Origin of the sequence: Marinobacter sp. Hex_13 (assembly GCF_001566815.1) — a bacterium.
GTDB classification, from domain to species: domain Bacteria; phylum Pseudomonadota; class Gammaproteobacteria; order Pseudomonadales; family Oleiphilaceae; genus Marinobacter; species Marinobacter salarius.
The window spans coordinates 1-14,548 of record NZ_LSMM01000078.1; the positions used below are offsets into that span (position 1 = coordinate 1).

Genomic DNA, 14,548 nt, shown 5'->3' on the forward strand with positions numbered 1-14,548 from the left:
CGCTTCGTCGGTATGACGGTCGTACTGTTCAGTAACGTCTGATGACCGGGCCGCTTCAAGCAGGCCTTCTGCATCCAGTTCAAGGGTGTTCAGGATGTCACGAATTACCGCTTCATCCGCGATGTTCTTCTCCTCTGCCCAACAGGCTGCCAGCACTCTCTGCACAAAATTTCCAGGATTCTGGCCTGTCGCTTGGAGGGCAATGACACAACCGTCAGCCAGACTCGGGTCTGCGGGAAAATACGCTGGTTTGAGGTTGACGGACAAGCCGCGTTTTTTTGCCCATCGTTGGATTTCAAGCAGGCGGTACTCTTGGCGGCATGCCGGGCGTTCGGGTAGCGGTTTCGCGCCCGAGTTGGCGAACACCTTTGGCAGCCTTATTGGCTTGAAGTTGATGCTGGCTTTCGCCTGTTCTGCGGTTTCAAGGAAAGCCTTATGTCCCAGGTAGGTAAACGGTGAAAGGCAGCTGAAGTAATAATCAATGGTGGGGCTCATTGCTGTTGACTCCTGATCAGTGATTCTTGGATTTTTATGACTGCCCGGTACTTTAGCTTTTATTGAGTGGTCACTCAATAAAGTTCGGCCGTCATCCACGAGGGCATCATAGGGGCTCTTTTGCACCAAACAGTTCGCTACCAAGCACCCAAAACATTTGCACCACTGATAAGAGTTTTTCGTCTGTTGCGGACAGTCTTGAAATACTTTCCGAAATTAGTTGACCACTACACAGAGTTTTCTTGCTGAAAGGAGCTTCTTCAATTGAGTGGATGCACCATGGACACAATTTGGCCATAGAATCAGTTTCTGGGGGTATTACACCAGAACCAGGATGAATGTCATTGCCTAGGTTGAAATTTGAAAGGGAGTAAATTTGAATCTTGAAGATGATTAAAGGCGGGAGGTGTAACTTACTGATTTTTCATGAAAATGGCCCGCCCGTCAGGATTCGAACCTGAGACCTTTGCCTCCGGAGGGCAACGCTCTATCCAGCTGAGCTACGGGCGGATTAAACTTTGTTCGAGAGGTTGAGAGGCCATGCTTCGCATGACTCAGCTGTACTGTCTCGCTTCGCTCCCAGCATAAAAGCTACGGGCGGATGAAATCCAACGCTTTGGCGTCAATTTCGAGTGCGCAATCTTACGTGTGATGGGGGGCTCTGTCCAGTCCTGTTGGTATTGATATATGCAGCGGCAAGCTTTCGATTAACCGCTCTTCGCCCTTGGATTTTTGGGGTAGTAACGCTCCGGCAGACGTTCGATATGAGGGAAGAAGCGGGTGTCCTTGTAGGGCATTTTCATAAAGCCCGAGACACCCAAGCCAGTGATTTGATTCACAGCGGACAGTATCTCGCCCAGAAGGCGGCTGAATTCACTCTCCCGGTCCGGGTCCAGCAGGCGGTAGTGGCTGTGGATCTTGAGGTGGCGGGGCAGGGCTTCGAAGATGATCATGCCGGTGTGATGGATGTCGTTGAGAGATTCCAGCGCGGTGATGATGGTTTGCGGTAGTACCAGGAATTCTTCCGGGTCGGGGCCGTCTTCAAAGTAGGAGTGCACCCGGGATTCGTCTTCCACTTCCGGCGCGGCGCTGACTTCGTATTTCAGCTGCATGCCGCGCTCGGGCGTGAAAGGCTGGTCGGGTTCGGCACGGTCGATGTGCAGGGTGTTACGGGCGTTGAACAGGCAGCTCTTGAAAATTCCCTGGCGGTAAATGGCCTGGGCCAGGTAGACCATGTTGTTGACGGCGCGGATGAACGCGGTTTTCAGTGTCGGGTCATGCAGGTTCAGGGAGGTGTCGATATACACGCCATCGGTTTCCCAGCGCACGGCCAGGCCGCCTTCGACAGGGTAGCGCCCCAGCCGGCTGACGGCGGCCAGGAAGGCTTTTTCGGTTTCTCCCATGCCTTGCATGAAATTTTTATAGTAGCGGTCCAGCTGCACATCGTTCACATCATTTAGGGTTTCCGGCGCGCCTTCCTGGCGGAGGAAAGATTTCCGGGAGCTGTAGACGACGGTGTCGATTTCGTGGTCTGAGGGCCGGGTCCACACCGGGACCATGGGGGCCAGCGGTGGTTCCTTGAGGTCGATCATCACCGTGCGTGCCATTCGCGGCATTTCGTTCAGGTAGTGGTCACCGGCTTTTCTGCGCATTTGTGGGTCCGGGGATAGCATGCCGTCGAGCATGCGGGCGAATTCCATGGGCAGCCCTAGGGACGCGGCGGGAATGGCCTGGTGCCCGAACCGGCAAGACTGGCCGGATGCCAGCGCATACAGTGTGCCCGCAGCGCCCTGTTCATCAAAGCGAGGGGAAGACAGCCCACCGTTCAGTTGTTCCTCACCGATGAAGTAGACATCCCCCAGCCGGGCGTTGGTCTGTTGCAGGTTATCGGACATCAATTCCATCACGTTGGTGGTGAGGAACTGCTGGTTAGCGTCCAGCTGGGCGAACACCGACGAGCCCCAGTCGATCAGGGCAATGTTCTCGGTGCTGGCGTCAAACACCAGGTTCGAGGGTTTGATGTCACCGTGCACGATGGGGCGCCCCGAGGGGCCATTCTCGCGGCGCAGGTTGCGCAGGATATCCGCAATCTGGTCGGCAATCCGCATGACCAGCCGGGGCTTCAGTCGGCCCTCCCGCAGGGACACCTCTTCCAGGTTCAGGCCTGCCGCGCGTTCCATCACCAGGATGGGTTGGTTGTGGGCCCGTTGATAGGCAACCAGGCGAGGCACCCTCGGATGCCGGACCTGCTCGAGGATATAGGCTTCATCCTCCAGTCGGTCCTGCAGGTGTTGGGGAAGGTTGATGCGGGTGAATTTGAAGACGTGTTCGGGGCCGGAGCTGTCCTGGTGTGGCAGGCGGCCGGCGAATACGAAGCCGTAGGCGCCTTTGCCGATCAGTTCGATGTCCTGGTAACCCAGTTGGCGGAGCTGGGCGGCGCAGAGCGCCACCCAGTCCTTGAGCTTCTTGGCATCGTCATGGCTGAGCAGATAGATCGACTGCTCTTCTGGGATGTAGAACTGCTGCAGTTGCGTCTTCTGCGCCATGATGCTCCGTCAGCCCAGATGCAGCAGCATCGACTGCGGCGATTCCAGGTAGCCTTTCCAGCGATTGCAGAAGCGCGCAATGGTGCCGCCATCGATGATGCGATGATCGCCTGCCCAGCTCACGGTCATGATGGACCGCTCGACCACTTGGCCATAGCTGTCAAAGCGCGGCAGTTTCTGGGTACGGCCAAGGGCCACAATCGCCACTTCCGGTGGGTTGATGATCGGGGCTGCGTAGGTGCCACCCAAAGCGCCAATATTGGAAATGGTGATGGTGCCACCCTTGAGATCCTCCTGGCTGACACGGCCCGAGCGGGCAGCCTCGGTCAGGCGAGCTACCTCGTCGGCAATGCCCAGCAGGGTAAGGTCTTCCACACCCTTGATGTTGGGAACCATCAGCCCGGCCTTGCCGTCCACGGCCATGCCGATATTGCACTGCGGCTGGTAGTGGATCTCGGTGACGTCGTCGTTGAGGCGGCTGTTGAGTACCGGGTACTCCTGCACCGCCAGGGCCATGGCCTTCATGAAGAAGGGCATCAGAGTCAGCCTTGATCCGCTGGCTTCGGCTTCTGGTTTCAGCTGTTCCCGTAGTTTGAGCAGGTCGGTGACATCGATGTCCTCACTGTAGATGAAGTGGGGAATGGTGGTCGCCGAGGTAACCATGCTGCGAGCCATGGCGGCTTTCATGCCGCGGATGGGCTCAACGCGCACTTCCTGTTCCCGGGATGGCCGGCGGCGCTCACCGCCTGAGCTTGCCGGTTGCGATTCGCCGGAGCTGTCCTGTGCCGGTGAGGTTGTGGCGGGTTTGTCGAGATGAGCCAGTACATCGGCCTTCAGTACCCGGCCATCCTTGCCGGAACCTGTGATGTCCGCCAGGTCCAGGTCGTGTTCGCGAACAATGCGGCGTACAGCCGGGCTGGCCGGTGTCCGCGGTTGGTTGCGGGATACGACGGGTTGCGCGGTGGTCGGCGTTGGTTTCGATTCTGCTTCCGGGGCTGCGTGTGGCGTTTTCTGGGCCTGAGCCGTCTCGTCACGCTCACGGGGAACGAACTCAAACAGCGGTGAATGCACCCGCGCCATTTCCTGCTGCTTATGGTAAAGCTTCGTGACACGGCCGGCCTTGGGGGCGGTGATCTCGACCATGGCCTTGTCGGTCATGACGTCCACCACCGGCTGATCTTCTTCGATCTCGTCGCCCTCGGCCACGCGCCATTCCACCACTTCGCATTCGACGATGCCTTCGCCGATGTCGGGAAGGATGAAGTCCTCCGTTGGGTCATCGCCATCGGCTTCGCCGGAGCTTGCTTGTGCCTGGGTTGCCGGCGTTTCGCTGGCCGTTTCCGGGGCTTTGGGCTCAGGCGTTGAATCTTGCTGGCTGTCGCCGCCTTCCTCCACCAGTTCAAACAACGGGGCGTGCACTTTCGCGATGTCCCCTTCCTTGTGATAGAGGCGCGTCACCTTGCCTTTATAGGGCGCCGGGATCTCCACCAGCGCCTTGTCGGTCATGACTTCGGCCACCGGCTGGTCTTCTTCGATGATGTCGCCTTCGCTGACCAGCCACTTGACCAGTTCGCACTCCACGATACCTTCGCCGATATCGGGCAGTATAAAATCACTCATGATTGCTCTCCTGTCCTGATATCAACCTAGAAATCCACGCTCGACCTGATGGCCTCGTAGACCTTCAGGTGATTGGGCAGGTGCTCTTTTTCCAGCACCAGTGGGAAGGGGGTGTCCATCCCGGTCACGCGAGCGATCGGGGATTCCAGGTACAGGAAGCAGCGCTCCTGTATGGTCGCCGCGATTTCACCGGCAAAACCACCGGTCAGTGGCGCTTCGTGGGTGACCACCAGGCGCCCGGTCTTGAGTACCGACTTGGCCACGGTTTCCACATCCCAGGGCAGGATGGTTCTCAGGTCGATGACTTCACAGGAAATGCCTTCTTTCTCCGCCCGTTCGACGGCGTGCTCAATCACTTCCATCTGCGCACCCCAGCCCAATACGGTGATATCGGTGCCTTCCTTGATCACTTCGGCTTCGCCCAGCGGTAGCCGGTAGTCTTCGTCGGGCACTTCCCCGACGGAGGCGCGATAGAGACGCTTGGGTTCAAAGAACAGGGTTGGGTTGGGGTCGTGGATGGCGCCCAGTAGCAGACCTTTGGCCTGATGCGGGTTGCGGGGCACCACGATTTTCAGGCCCGGTGTGTGGGCAAAGTAGGCTTCCGGCGACTGTGAGTGGTAAAGCCCGCCGGCGATGCCGCCGCCGTAGGGCGCACGAATCGTTAGCCCGCCCACGTCGAACAGGCTGCCCGAGCGATAACGGAACTTGGCCGACTCGTTCACGATCTGGTCGAAGGCCGGGAAAATGTAATCGGCAAACTGAATCTCGGCCACGGGCACGGAACCCTGTGCGGCCAGGCCGTTGGCAAAACCGACGATACCCTGCTCGACCAGCGGCGTGTTGAAACAGCGGTCCTTGCCGTATTTCTGTTGCAGGTTGCTGGTGGCGCGGAATACACCACCGAAAATGCCCACGTCTTCACCGAAACACAGCACCCGCTCGTTGGCGGCCATGGCAGTGTCGAGGGCGTTGTTGATGGCCTGGAGCATATTCATCTGGGTCATCTCACGCACCTCCCTTTGCTTGTTCTGCGGTTTTCGGATATTCGTCCGGATGCCGGCGGATGTGCGCCTTGAGTTTGTCGAATTGCTCGGCCAGCCCCGGCGGTACCTCGTCGTAGACGTCGCTCACCAGGGTGTCGAGCGCGGGTGGCGGCCGCTTCTGTGCCCGTTTCATGGTTTCGAGCACTTCCCGGCGCATGTTTTCCTGCAGCTGTTTCTCATCGTCCTCACTCCACCACTTCTTGCGTTCGAGCCAGAGACGCATGCGCAGGATAGGGTCTTTCTCGCGCCATACCGCTTCCTCGTCCTTGCTGCGATAGCCGGAGGGGTCGTCCGAGGATGAGTGTGCCGCCAGGCGGTAGGTCATGGTTTCAATTAGCACCGGCCGGTTGTGCTCCACCGCCAGCTTGCGGGCTTCCTTGGTGGCCTCATGCACGGCGAGGATGTCGTTGCCGTCAACACGGATCACGTCCATCTTATAGCCGTAGGCCCTGGGTGCCACGCCGTCAGCGGCGAACTGCTCGGCGGCGGGGGTGGAAATGGCGTAGCCGTTGTTCCGGCACAGGAAAATAACCGGAACGCGGTGGACGGCGGCCATGTTCAGGGCAGCGTGGAAGTCTCCTTCCGAAGCGGCGCCTTCGCCAAAGTAGGTGATGGTGCAGTGGCCTTCGCCCGCCAGTTTCTGACCGTAGGCGTAGCCCGTGGCCTGAGGGATTTGCGTGGCCAGTGGCGAGGAAATGGTCATGTAGTTCAGCTTGCGGGAACCGTAATGAACTGGCATCTGGCGACCTTTGCCATAGTCCAGTTCGTTGCCGAACAGCTGGTTCATGAACTCATCAATAGAAAAACCGCGATAGGTCAGAGAGCCCTGTTCACGGTACTGAGCCATGATCATGTCGGCGTCATCCAGTGCGGCGGTACTGCCAATAACCGCGGCTTCCTCGCCGGTGCACTGCATGTAAAAGCTCAGGCGCCCCTGCCGTTGGGCCGCGAGCATGCGTTCGTCGAGAATCCGGGTGGTGACCATCGCCCGGTAGATGCGCAGGGCTTTGTCTTTGTCGAGCTCAGGAGCCTTGGCGCCTTTGTAGAGCGAGCCGTCCTGCTTGAGTAACTTGAAGGTGGGAATTCGGAACTCCGCACCGTCGGTAAAAACCGGGTTATAAACAACTTTGGATTTTGTTGTTGTCATAATCCTCTTCCTGGGGTAGTGGCCTGAGGAACAAAACACCCCTTGTGAGGGTGTCGATGCTTGCTTTGAGTATAGCCAAACTGACGGAACCTGGTGCGGCCCGGGTCAATATCGGCTAAAGTTTACCTTAACGTAAACTGGATCGTTCTGGTAGACCCCGGCGGGGGATTTTTTACTCAGGGTAGAGCGGCAGGGGTTTCACACTGACGAGCGTGTCGTCATTGCCAATATTGACGGTGCCGTCCTGGACGGTGCATTGCAGGTTCATGCCGCGCTCAGCCAGGGCAGCCAGAGACTCGGTGTCGTCTGTCGGCAGGTCGATGATGGTGAGGTTGTCGAAGCGAGTCAGTTTGCCCTGGTGTTTCTCCCACCAAAGTGGCACGGCGCGGCCACCGTAGGTGTACAGGATAACCTGACCCGCCCGGTTGCAGGCCTTGCGCAGGCGGCTCTCGTCGGGCAGGCCGAGCTCGATCCACAGTTCGATCTCGTCGCTCAGGCTTTTTTGCCACAGATCCGGCTCGTCGTCCGTGCTGATCCCTTTGGTGAATTCCAGGCTCTCGCTGGCGTTCAGTATGAAAGCCAGCAGGCGTATCATCATGCGCTCGTCGGTCTCTGACGGGTGGCGGGCGATGGTGAGGTGGTGGTCACCGTAATAGTGCCGGTCCATATCCGCGATGTTCAGTGTTGCTTTAAAGATGGTTGCCTTGAGCGCCATGGGGTATCCGAACTGGTGTCAAACTTTGGGTATGGGCTAGTGTAGAGCAATTCGTTACTTGATGAGCATGACAATATGTCGATGTTGCGGGGTTTCCTGACTCTGGTTTTATGTTTCATGCTTGGCGAAGCCTTGCGACTGGTTTTCCTGATTCCGGTCAGCGGCGGTGTGCTGGGCATGATTCTGATGACAATCACGCTGATGCTTAAGGGCAGTGTCAGTGATGACTTGGCCACGGCGAGCCAGGGACTGATTTCGGTGCTGGTGCTGCTGATCATGCCGGGCGTGGTGGGTGTGTTCTTCTCTGCTGATCAGTTCAGCGGCCAGTGGCTGGCGGTGGCGGGGGCGCTCTTGGTGGGCACCTTTTTGAGTGTGCTGACCACGCTGCTGCTGATGGCGTCTCTGGTCAAGGCAGGGCAGCGGAGAGCGTCGGATGACTGATCTCCTGGAGCGTTTTCTCGCACTTCCCAATACCCTGTCTGCGAGCCCGATACTGGCGATTGGGTTAACCCTGGGCGCGTTCTTCGCGGGCAACTGGCTTTTCCGGAGGATGGGGCGACCGCTTTGGTTGCCACCGGTGGTGCTTTCGGCCTTCCTGTTGTCGGCCACCATCGCGCTACTGTCACTGGATTACACCCGTTATCAGCAGGGAGCCCAGTGGCTGATGCTGTTGCTCGGGCCAGCCACCGTCGCGCTCGGTATACCGTTGTACCAGCAGATGCACCACGTGCGGGCGTTGTGGCGTCCGATTCTGTGCACCCTGCCAATAGCAGCCTCCCTGGCGGCCGTGTATGCGGTCGTGATCGCCTGGGCTCTCGGGGCGACACCTCTGGTGCTGGCGTCCCTGGCGCCGAAGTCGGTGACCGCGCCCATTGCCATTGGTATTACCGAACAACTGGGCGGTTCGGTGCCGCTGATGATGGGCGGGCTTCTGGTGACCGGTGTTGTCGCAACGCTCTTTGTCGACCTGCTTTCCAGGGCGCTGTCGATCACCGACGACCGCATTCTGGGTTTTGCGCTCGGGCTGAACGGCCATGCGGTGGGAACGGCGCGAGCGTTCGAGATCAGTCGCACAGCCGGTGCCTTTGCCTCCCTGGGAATGGGGCTTACAGGGGTGTTCACCGCATTGATTCTGCCGCTGGCGTTTCGCCTTTGGTAAGCGCCCCAAACAGGGGCATTCACTTCACGAATAACGCCAAGTCGCAATTTCGATTGCTGTTCGGGTTTTCCACGACTAGTTTTTAGCGCAGACATCTGGCGTGAAGTTGCGCCGATGTGCCGCAAAAATTCTTAAAACAGCGACGGAAAACGCGATGAAAACACTACTGACTGCTTTTGTTGGTTTCATGGCCCTGGCAACAGCCCCGATGGCGATGTCTGCCGAGGCGAACAAGGAACTGAAAATGGCGTACGACGCCGACCCTGTAAGCCTGGACATTCACGAACAGCTCTCCGGCGGCATGTTGCAGCTAAGCCACATGACCTTTGATCCCCTGATCCGCTGGACCAAGGATCTCGGCTTCGAGCCGCGTCTGGCAAAAAGCTGGGAGCGTATTGACGAGAACACCATGCGCTTCGAGTTGCGTGAAGGTGTGAATTTTCACTCTGGCAACGAGCTGACCGCCAAAGACGTCAAGTTCACCTTTAATCGCCTGAAGCAGAGCCAGGACTATAAAGCCATCTTCAAACCGTTCAGCGAACTCAAGGTGATTGATGACTACACCTTTGAGCTGGTGACCAACGAGCCATACCCGCTGCTGCTGAACACCGCGACTTACATCTTCCCGCTGGACAGCGAGTTTTACACCGGTAAGACCGAAAGCGGGAAAGACAAGAGCGCCATCACCAAGCACGGCAATTCTTTTGCTTCCGAGAATCTGTCCGGCACAGGCCCTTATGTCATTACCGGTCGTCAGCAGGGCGTGCGTGTCGAGTTTGAGCGCTTCGACGATTACTGGGATACCGAGTCACCGGGTAACGTCGGCAAGATCGTGCTGACTCCGATCAAGGAAAACAACACCCGTGTCTCCGCGCTGCTGTCTGGCGGTGTGGATTTCATTGCACCGGTGCCGCCGACCGATCTGGAGCGTATTCGCCGTGACAAGAACGCCGATCTGGTGACCATGAGCGGTACCCGCATCATCCTGTTCCACATGAACCAGGACCGGGTTGAAGCGTTCAAGAACCCGAAAGTGCGCGAGGCCATTGCCTATGCCATCAACCAGGAAGGCATTGCCGCCAAGATCATGAAGGGCTTCGCTACCCCGGCCGCTCAGATGTCGCCGGAAGGTTACCAGGGCCACAACGAATCCCTGGCAACGCGGTTTGACGTCGAAAAAGCCCAGCAGTTGATGAAAGAAGCCGGTTATGAAGACGGTTTCACCATCTCCATGATGGCGCCCAATAACCGTTACGTGAATGACGACAAGATCGCCCAGGCGGTTGCCGCCATGCTGGCGCGTATCAACATCAAGGTGGATCTGAAAACGCTGCCGAAAGCCCAATACTGGCCGGAGTATGACGCCCGCGCCGCCGACATGATGATGATAGGCTGGCACGCAGACACCGAGGACTCCGCCAACTTCTACGAGTTCCTGACCTTCTGCCCGGATGCGGACAGCGGTTCGGGCCAGTACAACGCCGGTAACTACTGCAACCCGGAGATCGATGAGCTGGTCAATAAGGCCAACGTCGAGACGGATCTGGACAAGCGCACCGCCATGCTGAAAGAGGTGGAGCAGCGCCTGTATGACGACGCAGCGTTCGTTCCCCTGCACTGGCAGGATCTGGCCTGGGCCAGCAAGAAGAACGTGAAGATCGAACCGATCCTCAACGTGATGAACTTCCCGTACTTGGGCGACCTGGTCGTGGAGTAACAGCCTTTATGGGCGGGCCGGCTTCGGATCAGCCTGGAGCCGGCCTTTTGTTTGCAGCTTGACCCGGAATTTTTCATGTTAGCGTTTTTGGTTCAGCGAATTTCCCAGGCCGTACTGGTCATGTTCGTGATCAGTGTGATTGCTTTCGCCATTCAGGATGGCCTGGGCGACCCGCTTCAACAGATGGTGGGCATGTCCGTCTCGCAGGATGAGCGGGAAGCGATCCGTGAGGAAATGGGACTGAATGACCCATTGGTTGTGCAATACGTCCGGTTTGCCGGTAACGCCCTGCAGGGTGACCTGGGTATTTCCTATTTTTACGGAAAGCCCACCATGGACGTAATCCTCGAGCACCTGCCGGCCACCCTCGAGCTGGTGATCGGCGCCAGCCTGATTATTATTGTGTTCTCGGTGCCCATCGGGGTGTTCGCCGCGATTCGCCCTCAGGCATGGCTGTCCAAATTCTTCATGGGGGTCAGTACCGTCGGGATTTCCATTCCGGTGTTCCTGACCGCCATCGTACTGATTCAGATTTTCTCGATCGGTATCACCGTCGACTGGTTCCCGCAGGATGCTGGCTGGGGGCAGTGGCTGAACGCCGCACTATCCACTGAAGGCGGATTGCCGTCCTACGGTCGGGGTGATGACCTGACGCCGTTATTCGGCACCTGGGAATCCGGCTTTTTCTCCCAGGGCGGCCTCCTGCACCTGATTCTGCCGTCGGTATCGCTGGCGTCCATCATGCTGCCGCTGTTCATCCGCCTGATCCGTGCGGAAATGATGGAAGTGCTGCAGAGCGACTACATCCGGTACGCCCGCGCCAAGGGCCTGAGCTCTTCCCGGGTCTATTTCCTGCACGCGCTCAAGAACACCATGCTGCCGGTGATTACCGTGGGCGGTGTGCAGATCGGCATCATGGTGGCCTACACCATTCTTACGGAAACCGTGTTCCAGTGGCCCGGTGTCGGGCTGATGTTCCTGGAGGCCATCACCCGCAGCGATATTCCCCTGATCGTGGCGTACCTGATGGTGGTAGGCCTGATATTCGTGATTACCAATACCGTGGTGGATCTGATCTACGGTCTGGTGAATCCCACCGTAAAACTGACAGGTAAGAAAGCATGACGACGGCGACTCTTTCACGCTGGGATCGCTTTCGCGAGTCCTTCCTCTGGTACAGCTTCAAGCGCGACAAGGTGGCGATTGCCAGCTTTATCGTGCTGTTGTCCATGGTGCTGGCGGCCGTCTTTGCGCCTTTGCTGGCGCCGGCCGACCCCTACGACCTGGCCCAGATCAACATCATGAACTCCGAGCTGCCACCGGTCGGCCTGGATGGCTCCGATCCGGCCTTCCCGCTGGGCACCGACGCCCAGGGCAGGGATTTGCTCTCCACCATTCTGTATGGCACCCGGGTGTCGTTGCTGATCGGGTTTGGCGCGGTTGTCCTGCAAGCGGCGCTGGGCATCCTGTTCGGCCTGCTGGCGGGCTATCTGGGCGGTCGGGTCGACTCCATCCTGATGCGGATTGCCGATGTGCAGCTGTCGTTCTCTACCCTGATGGTCGCGATCATTGTCGGTGCCGTGTTCAAGGCCAGCTTTGGCAATCTGATGTTCGGCGAAGTCGCTATCTACATGCTGATCTTCATCATTGGTGTGGCAGAGTGGCCTCAGATTGCCCGTACAGTGAGGGCCTCGGTACTGGCGGAGAAGAAAAAGGAATACGTGGATGCGGCCAAGGTGATGGGGTTTCGCACCCGCCGGATCATGTTCCGCCACATCCTGCCCAATACCCTGTCACCGATTTTCGTCATTGCCACGGTACAGATCGCCAACGCGATCATTTCAGAGGCGGCATTGTCGTTCCTGGGCCTGGGCATGCCGGAAACCCAGCCGTCGCTGGGCTCGCTGATCAAATCCGGTTTTGACTACATCCAGAGTGGTTCCTGGTGGATCACCCTGATCCCCGGTCTGGTGCTGGTGGTACTCGTATTGGTCATCAACCTGCTGGGTGACTGGTTGCGGGATGTCATGAACCCACGGCTGTACAAGGGGTAACGCCATGCCATTGCTGGAAGTAAAAGATCTTGAGGCCCGCTTCGCTGTCCGTGGCGGGGACCTTACCGCTCTGCGTGGCATCAGTTTCAGCCTCGACAAGGGCGAGCGCCTGGGGCTGGTGGGGGAATCTGGCGCGGGTAAATCCGTAGCGGCTTTCTCCATTCTCAACCTGATCGCCCGGCCCGGTTACATTGCCGCTGGCCAGATCCTGTTCGAGGGTAAGGACCTGGCCGCCATGAGCGAGCGGGAACTGCGCAAGATTCGCGGCAACCGCATCGCCATGATTTTCCAGGACCCGATGATGACCCTGAACCCGGTTCTGACCATTGGCACCCAGATGGTGGAAGCGCTCAAGGCGCATCGCCGGATCAGCACCAGGGCGGCCCGGGATATCGCCCTGAACAAGCTGCGGAAGGTACAGATTCCGTCGCCGGACAAGCGCCTGGATCAATACCCCCATGAACTGTCTGGCGGCATGCGCCAACGCGTTATCATCGCCATCGCATTGCTGCTGGACCCGGAGATCATCATCGCGGATGAGCCGACGACGGCCCTGGATGTGACGATTCAGGCTGAGATCATGGCGTTGCTGTTGGAGCTGTGCGAGCAGGACAACGTGGCGCTGATGCTGATCACTCACGATCTCGGCGTGGTGTCTCAGGTCACCCAGCGCATGCTGGTGATGTATTCCGGCCGAATCATTGAGCAGGGGCCCACTCGCGAAATCATCAATGATGCCCAGCATCCCTATACCCAGGGGCTGATCAACGCGCTGCCCCAGATGGGTGAGCCCGGCGAGCGGCTGTTCCAGATCCCGGGTTCCATGCCGTCCCTGAAGAATGTGCCCACAGGCTGTCCCTTCCACCCACGCTGTTCCTTCGCCACTGATCAGTGCAAGCGTCGGATGCCGGAGTATGTTCGGTCGGGTAATGTGGATGTGGCCTGTTACGAAGTCAGCAACCTTATTGAGCAGGAGAAACGCATGCAGGAGGTGGAATCGTGACCTCCCGGTCATCCACGCTGGTCGATATACGCGGCCTGGAGAAGAAGTTTGATCTTTCCGGTGGCCTGCTGGAGCAGATCTCATTCAAAGGCGGTCGTTTCCACCGCAAACAGGAAGCCGTGCACGCGATCAATGGCGTTGATCTGCAGGTCCAGAAAGGCGAAGCGCTGTGTGTTGTGGGCGAGTCCGGCTGTGGTAAATCGACCGTGGCCCGTACCGTTATGGGGTTGTTGTCTCCCAGCGCTGGTGAGATCCACTACGACGGCCAGCGTATCGACAATCTTGACGGTAAAGAGGTGCTGCCGTACCGCCGCAAGATGCAGATGATATTCCAGAACCCCTACGCCTCGCTGAACCCGAGGATGACCATCCAGCAAACCCTGGAAGAGCCAATTCGCTTTCATCAGCCGGATGCCTCGGAGTCCCAGATCCGTGACAAGGTGCAGGATGTTATGGAGTCGGTGGGGATCGACCCGGACTGGGGTAGCCGTTTTGGTCATGAATTTTCCGGCGGTCAGCGCCAGCGCATTGCCATTGCCCGGGCGCTGGCGGTGGACCCCGAGTTCATCGTTGCGGACGAACCGATTTCGGCGCTGGACGTCTCCATTCAGGCGCAGGTGCTCAACCTGCTGATGGAAGCTCAGGAAAGCCGCAACCTGACCTATCTTTTTATTACTCATGATCTGGCCGTGGTAGAGCATTTTGGTACCCGGGTCGCGGTCATGTACCTTGGCCGGGTATGCGAGTTGGCAGATACCAGAACGCTGTTCAATACCCCGAGGCATCCATATACCCAGGCGTTGCTGTCGGCCATTCCAAAGCTGGAGGACGACCGGCCCAACCATATCCGGTTACAGGGCGAGGTTCCGACACCAGTGCAGTTGCCGTCAGGTTGCGTCTTCCATGGTCGCTGCCCGTATGCCGACGACCGATGCCGGCAGGAAATACCTCAGTTGATAGCGACGGATGGCGGCGCCCAGGTTGCGTGTCATGCGGTGGAGGAAGGGCGGCTATAGCCAGTTCCCCACGATGGGCTATGATGCCTGACA

The 14,548-nt window shown here is 58.4% G+C and carries 13 protein-coding genes and 1 tRNA gene; 7 read left to right on the forward strand and 7 right to left on the reverse strand.

What is annotated here, in order from left to right:
• The 7 genes from AXW11_RS18310 to AXW11_RS18340 form a co-directional block, all read right to left on the reverse strand.
• Positions 1 to 594: 2-hydroxychromene-2-carboxylate isomerase (locus AXW11_RS18310; RefSeq protein WP_286792542.1), on the reverse strand; the 594-nt coding region annotated here is incomplete at its 3' end.
• 334 nt (positions 595 to 928) lie between these two features.
• Positions 929 to 1,005, reverse strand: a tRNA-Arg gene (locus AXW11_RS18315).
• A gap of 197 nt (positions 1,006 to 1,202) precedes the next feature.
• A complete protein-coding gene (locus tag AXW11_RS18320) occupies positions 1,203 to 3,041 on the reverse strand; it encodes a protein kinase domain-containing protein (RefSeq protein ID WP_091642190.1) in 1,839 nt (612 codons plus the stop codon).
• A gap of 9 nt (positions 3,042 to 3,050) precedes the next feature.
• Positions 3,051 to 4,661 (reverse strand): dihydrolipoyllysine-residue acetyltransferase, encoded by a 1,611-nt coding sequence (locus AXW11_RS18325; RefSeq protein ID WP_091642193.1) that lies wholly within the window; start codon positions 4,659 to 4,661, stop codon positions 3,051 to 3,053.
• A 26-nt stretch (positions 4,662 to 4,687) separates the two neighbouring features.
• Positions 4,688 to 5,665: an alpha-ketoacid dehydrogenase subunit beta gene (locus AXW11_RS18330; RefSeq protein ID WP_036202919.1), complete on the reverse strand. Its 978-nt coding sequence runs from the start codon at positions 5,663 to 5,665 to the stop codon at positions 4,688 to 4,690.
• Between the two features lies 1 nt (position 5,666).
• Positions 5,667 to 6,851 (reverse strand): thiamine pyrophosphate-dependent dehydrogenase E1 component subunit alpha, encoded by a 1,185-nt coding sequence (locus AXW11_RS18335; protein ID WP_036202922.1) that lies wholly within the window; start codon positions 6,849 to 6,851, stop codon positions 5,667 to 5,669.
• Positions 6,852 to 7,023: 172 nt separating this feature from the next.
• Positions 7,024 to 7,566, reverse strand: a complete 543-nt coding sequence (locus tag AXW11_RS18340; protein WP_091642196.1) for a YaeQ family protein — start codon at positions 7,564 to 7,566, stop codon at positions 7,024 to 7,026.
• Between the two features lie 75 nt (positions 7,567 to 7,641).
• Here AXW11_RS18340 and AXW11_RS18345 point away from each other — a divergent pair, with 75 nt between their 5' ends.
• The 7 genes from AXW11_RS18345 (at position 7,642) to AXW11_RS18375 (ending at position 14,515) form a co-directional block, all read left to right on the forward strand.
• Positions 7,642 to 8,007 (forward strand): CidA/LrgA family protein, encoded by a 366-nt coding sequence (locus tag AXW11_RS18345; RefSeq protein WP_075194983.1) that lies wholly within the window; start codon positions 7,642 to 7,644, stop codon positions 8,005 to 8,007.
• The gene (locus AXW11_RS18350; RefSeq protein WP_091642199.1) at positions 8,000 to 8,725 is read left to right on the forward strand and encodes an LrgB family protein; all 726 of its coding nucleotides are present in this window, start codon (positions 8,000 to 8,002) and stop codon (positions 8,723 to 8,725) included. Before AXW11_RS18345 ends, AXW11_RS18350 begins: the two co-directional genes overlap by 8 nt.
• A 154-nt stretch (positions 8,726 to 8,879) precedes the next feature.
• Positions 8,880 to 10,442, forward strand: coding sequence for an ABC transporter substrate-binding protein (locus AXW11_RS18355; protein WP_091642201.1), 1,563 nt, complete (start codon positions 8,880 to 8,882; stop codon positions 10,440 to 10,442).
• Positions 10,443 to 10,517: 75 nt separating this feature from the next.
• Positions 10,518 to 11,567 carry an ABC transporter permease gene (locus AXW11_RS18360; RefSeq protein WP_075194986.1) on the forward strand — a complete coding sequence of 350 codons (1,050 nt, stop codon included), beginning with the start codon at positions 10,518 to 10,520 and terminating at the stop codon, positions 11,565 to 11,567.
• Positions 11,564 to 12,496, forward strand: a complete 933-nt coding sequence (locus tag AXW11_RS18365) for an ABC transporter permease (protein ID WP_036202948.1) — start codon at positions 11,564 to 11,566, stop codon at positions 12,494 to 12,496. The genes AXW11_RS18360 and AXW11_RS18365 overlap by 4 nt, the downstream gene beginning before the upstream one ends.
• A 4-nt stretch (positions 12,497 to 12,500) precedes the next feature.
• Positions 12,501 to 13,499 carry an ABC transporter ATP-binding protein gene (locus AXW11_RS18370; RefSeq protein WP_085681715.1) on the forward strand — a complete coding sequence of 333 codons (999 nt, stop codon included), beginning with the start codon at positions 12,501 to 12,503 and terminating at the stop codon, positions 13,497 to 13,499.
• Positions 13,496 to 14,515 carry an ABC transporter ATP-binding protein gene (locus tag AXW11_RS18375; RefSeq protein ID WP_091642204.1) on the forward strand — a complete coding sequence of 340 codons (1,020 nt, stop codon included), beginning with the start codon at positions 13,496 to 13,498 and terminating at the stop codon, positions 14,513 to 14,515. The genes AXW11_RS18370 and AXW11_RS18375 overlap by 4 nt, the downstream gene beginning before the upstream one ends.
• Positions 14,516 to 14,548: the final 33 nt, after the last annotated feature.

Bases quoted from the DNA above. Each gene is read 5' to 3' on its own strand.
- AXW11_RS18340 (WP_091642196.1), bottom strand. From the start codon at position 7,566: ATGGCGCTCAAGGCAACCATCTTTAAAGCAACACTGAACATCGCGGAT.
- AXW11_RS18350 (WP_091642199.1), top strand. From the start codon at position 8,000: ATGACTGATCTCCTGGAGCGTTTTCTCGCACTTCCCAATACCCTGTCT.
- AXW11_RS18370 (WP_085681715.1), top strand. From the start codon at position 12,501: ATGCCATTGCTGGAAGTAAAAGATCTTGAGGCCCGCTTCGCTGTCCGT.
- AXW11_RS18335 (WP_036202922.1), bottom strand. From the start codon at position 6,851: ATGACAACAACAAAATCCAAAGTTGTTTATAACCCGGTTTTTACCGAC.
- AXW11_RS18365 (WP_036202948.1), top strand. From the start codon at position 11,564: ATGACGACGGCGACTCTTTCACGCTGGGATCGCTTTCGCGAGTCCTTC.
- AXW11_RS18355 (WP_091642201.1), top strand. From the start codon at position 8,880: ATGAAAACACTACTGACTGCTTTTGTTGGTTTCATGGCCCTGGCAACA.
- AXW11_RS18345 (WP_075194983.1), top strand. From the start codon at position 7,642: ATGTCGATGTTGCGGGGTTTCCTGACTCTGGTTTTATGTTTCATGCTT.
- AXW11_RS18320 (WP_091642190.1), bottom strand. From the start codon at position 3,041: ATGGCGCAGAAGACGCAACTGCAGCAGTTCTACATCCCAGAAGAGCAG.
- AXW11_RS18330 (WP_036202919.1), bottom strand. From the start codon at position 5,665: ATGACCCAGATGAATATGCTCCAGGCCATCAACAACGCCCTCGACACT.
- AXW11_RS18360 (WP_075194986.1), top strand. From the start codon at position 10,518: ATGTTAGCGTTTTTGGTTCAGCGAATTTCCCAGGCCGTACTGGTCATG.
- AXW11_RS18325 (WP_091642193.1), bottom strand. From the start codon at position 4,661: ATGAGTGATTTTATACTGCCCGATATCGGCGAAGGTATCGTGGAGTGC.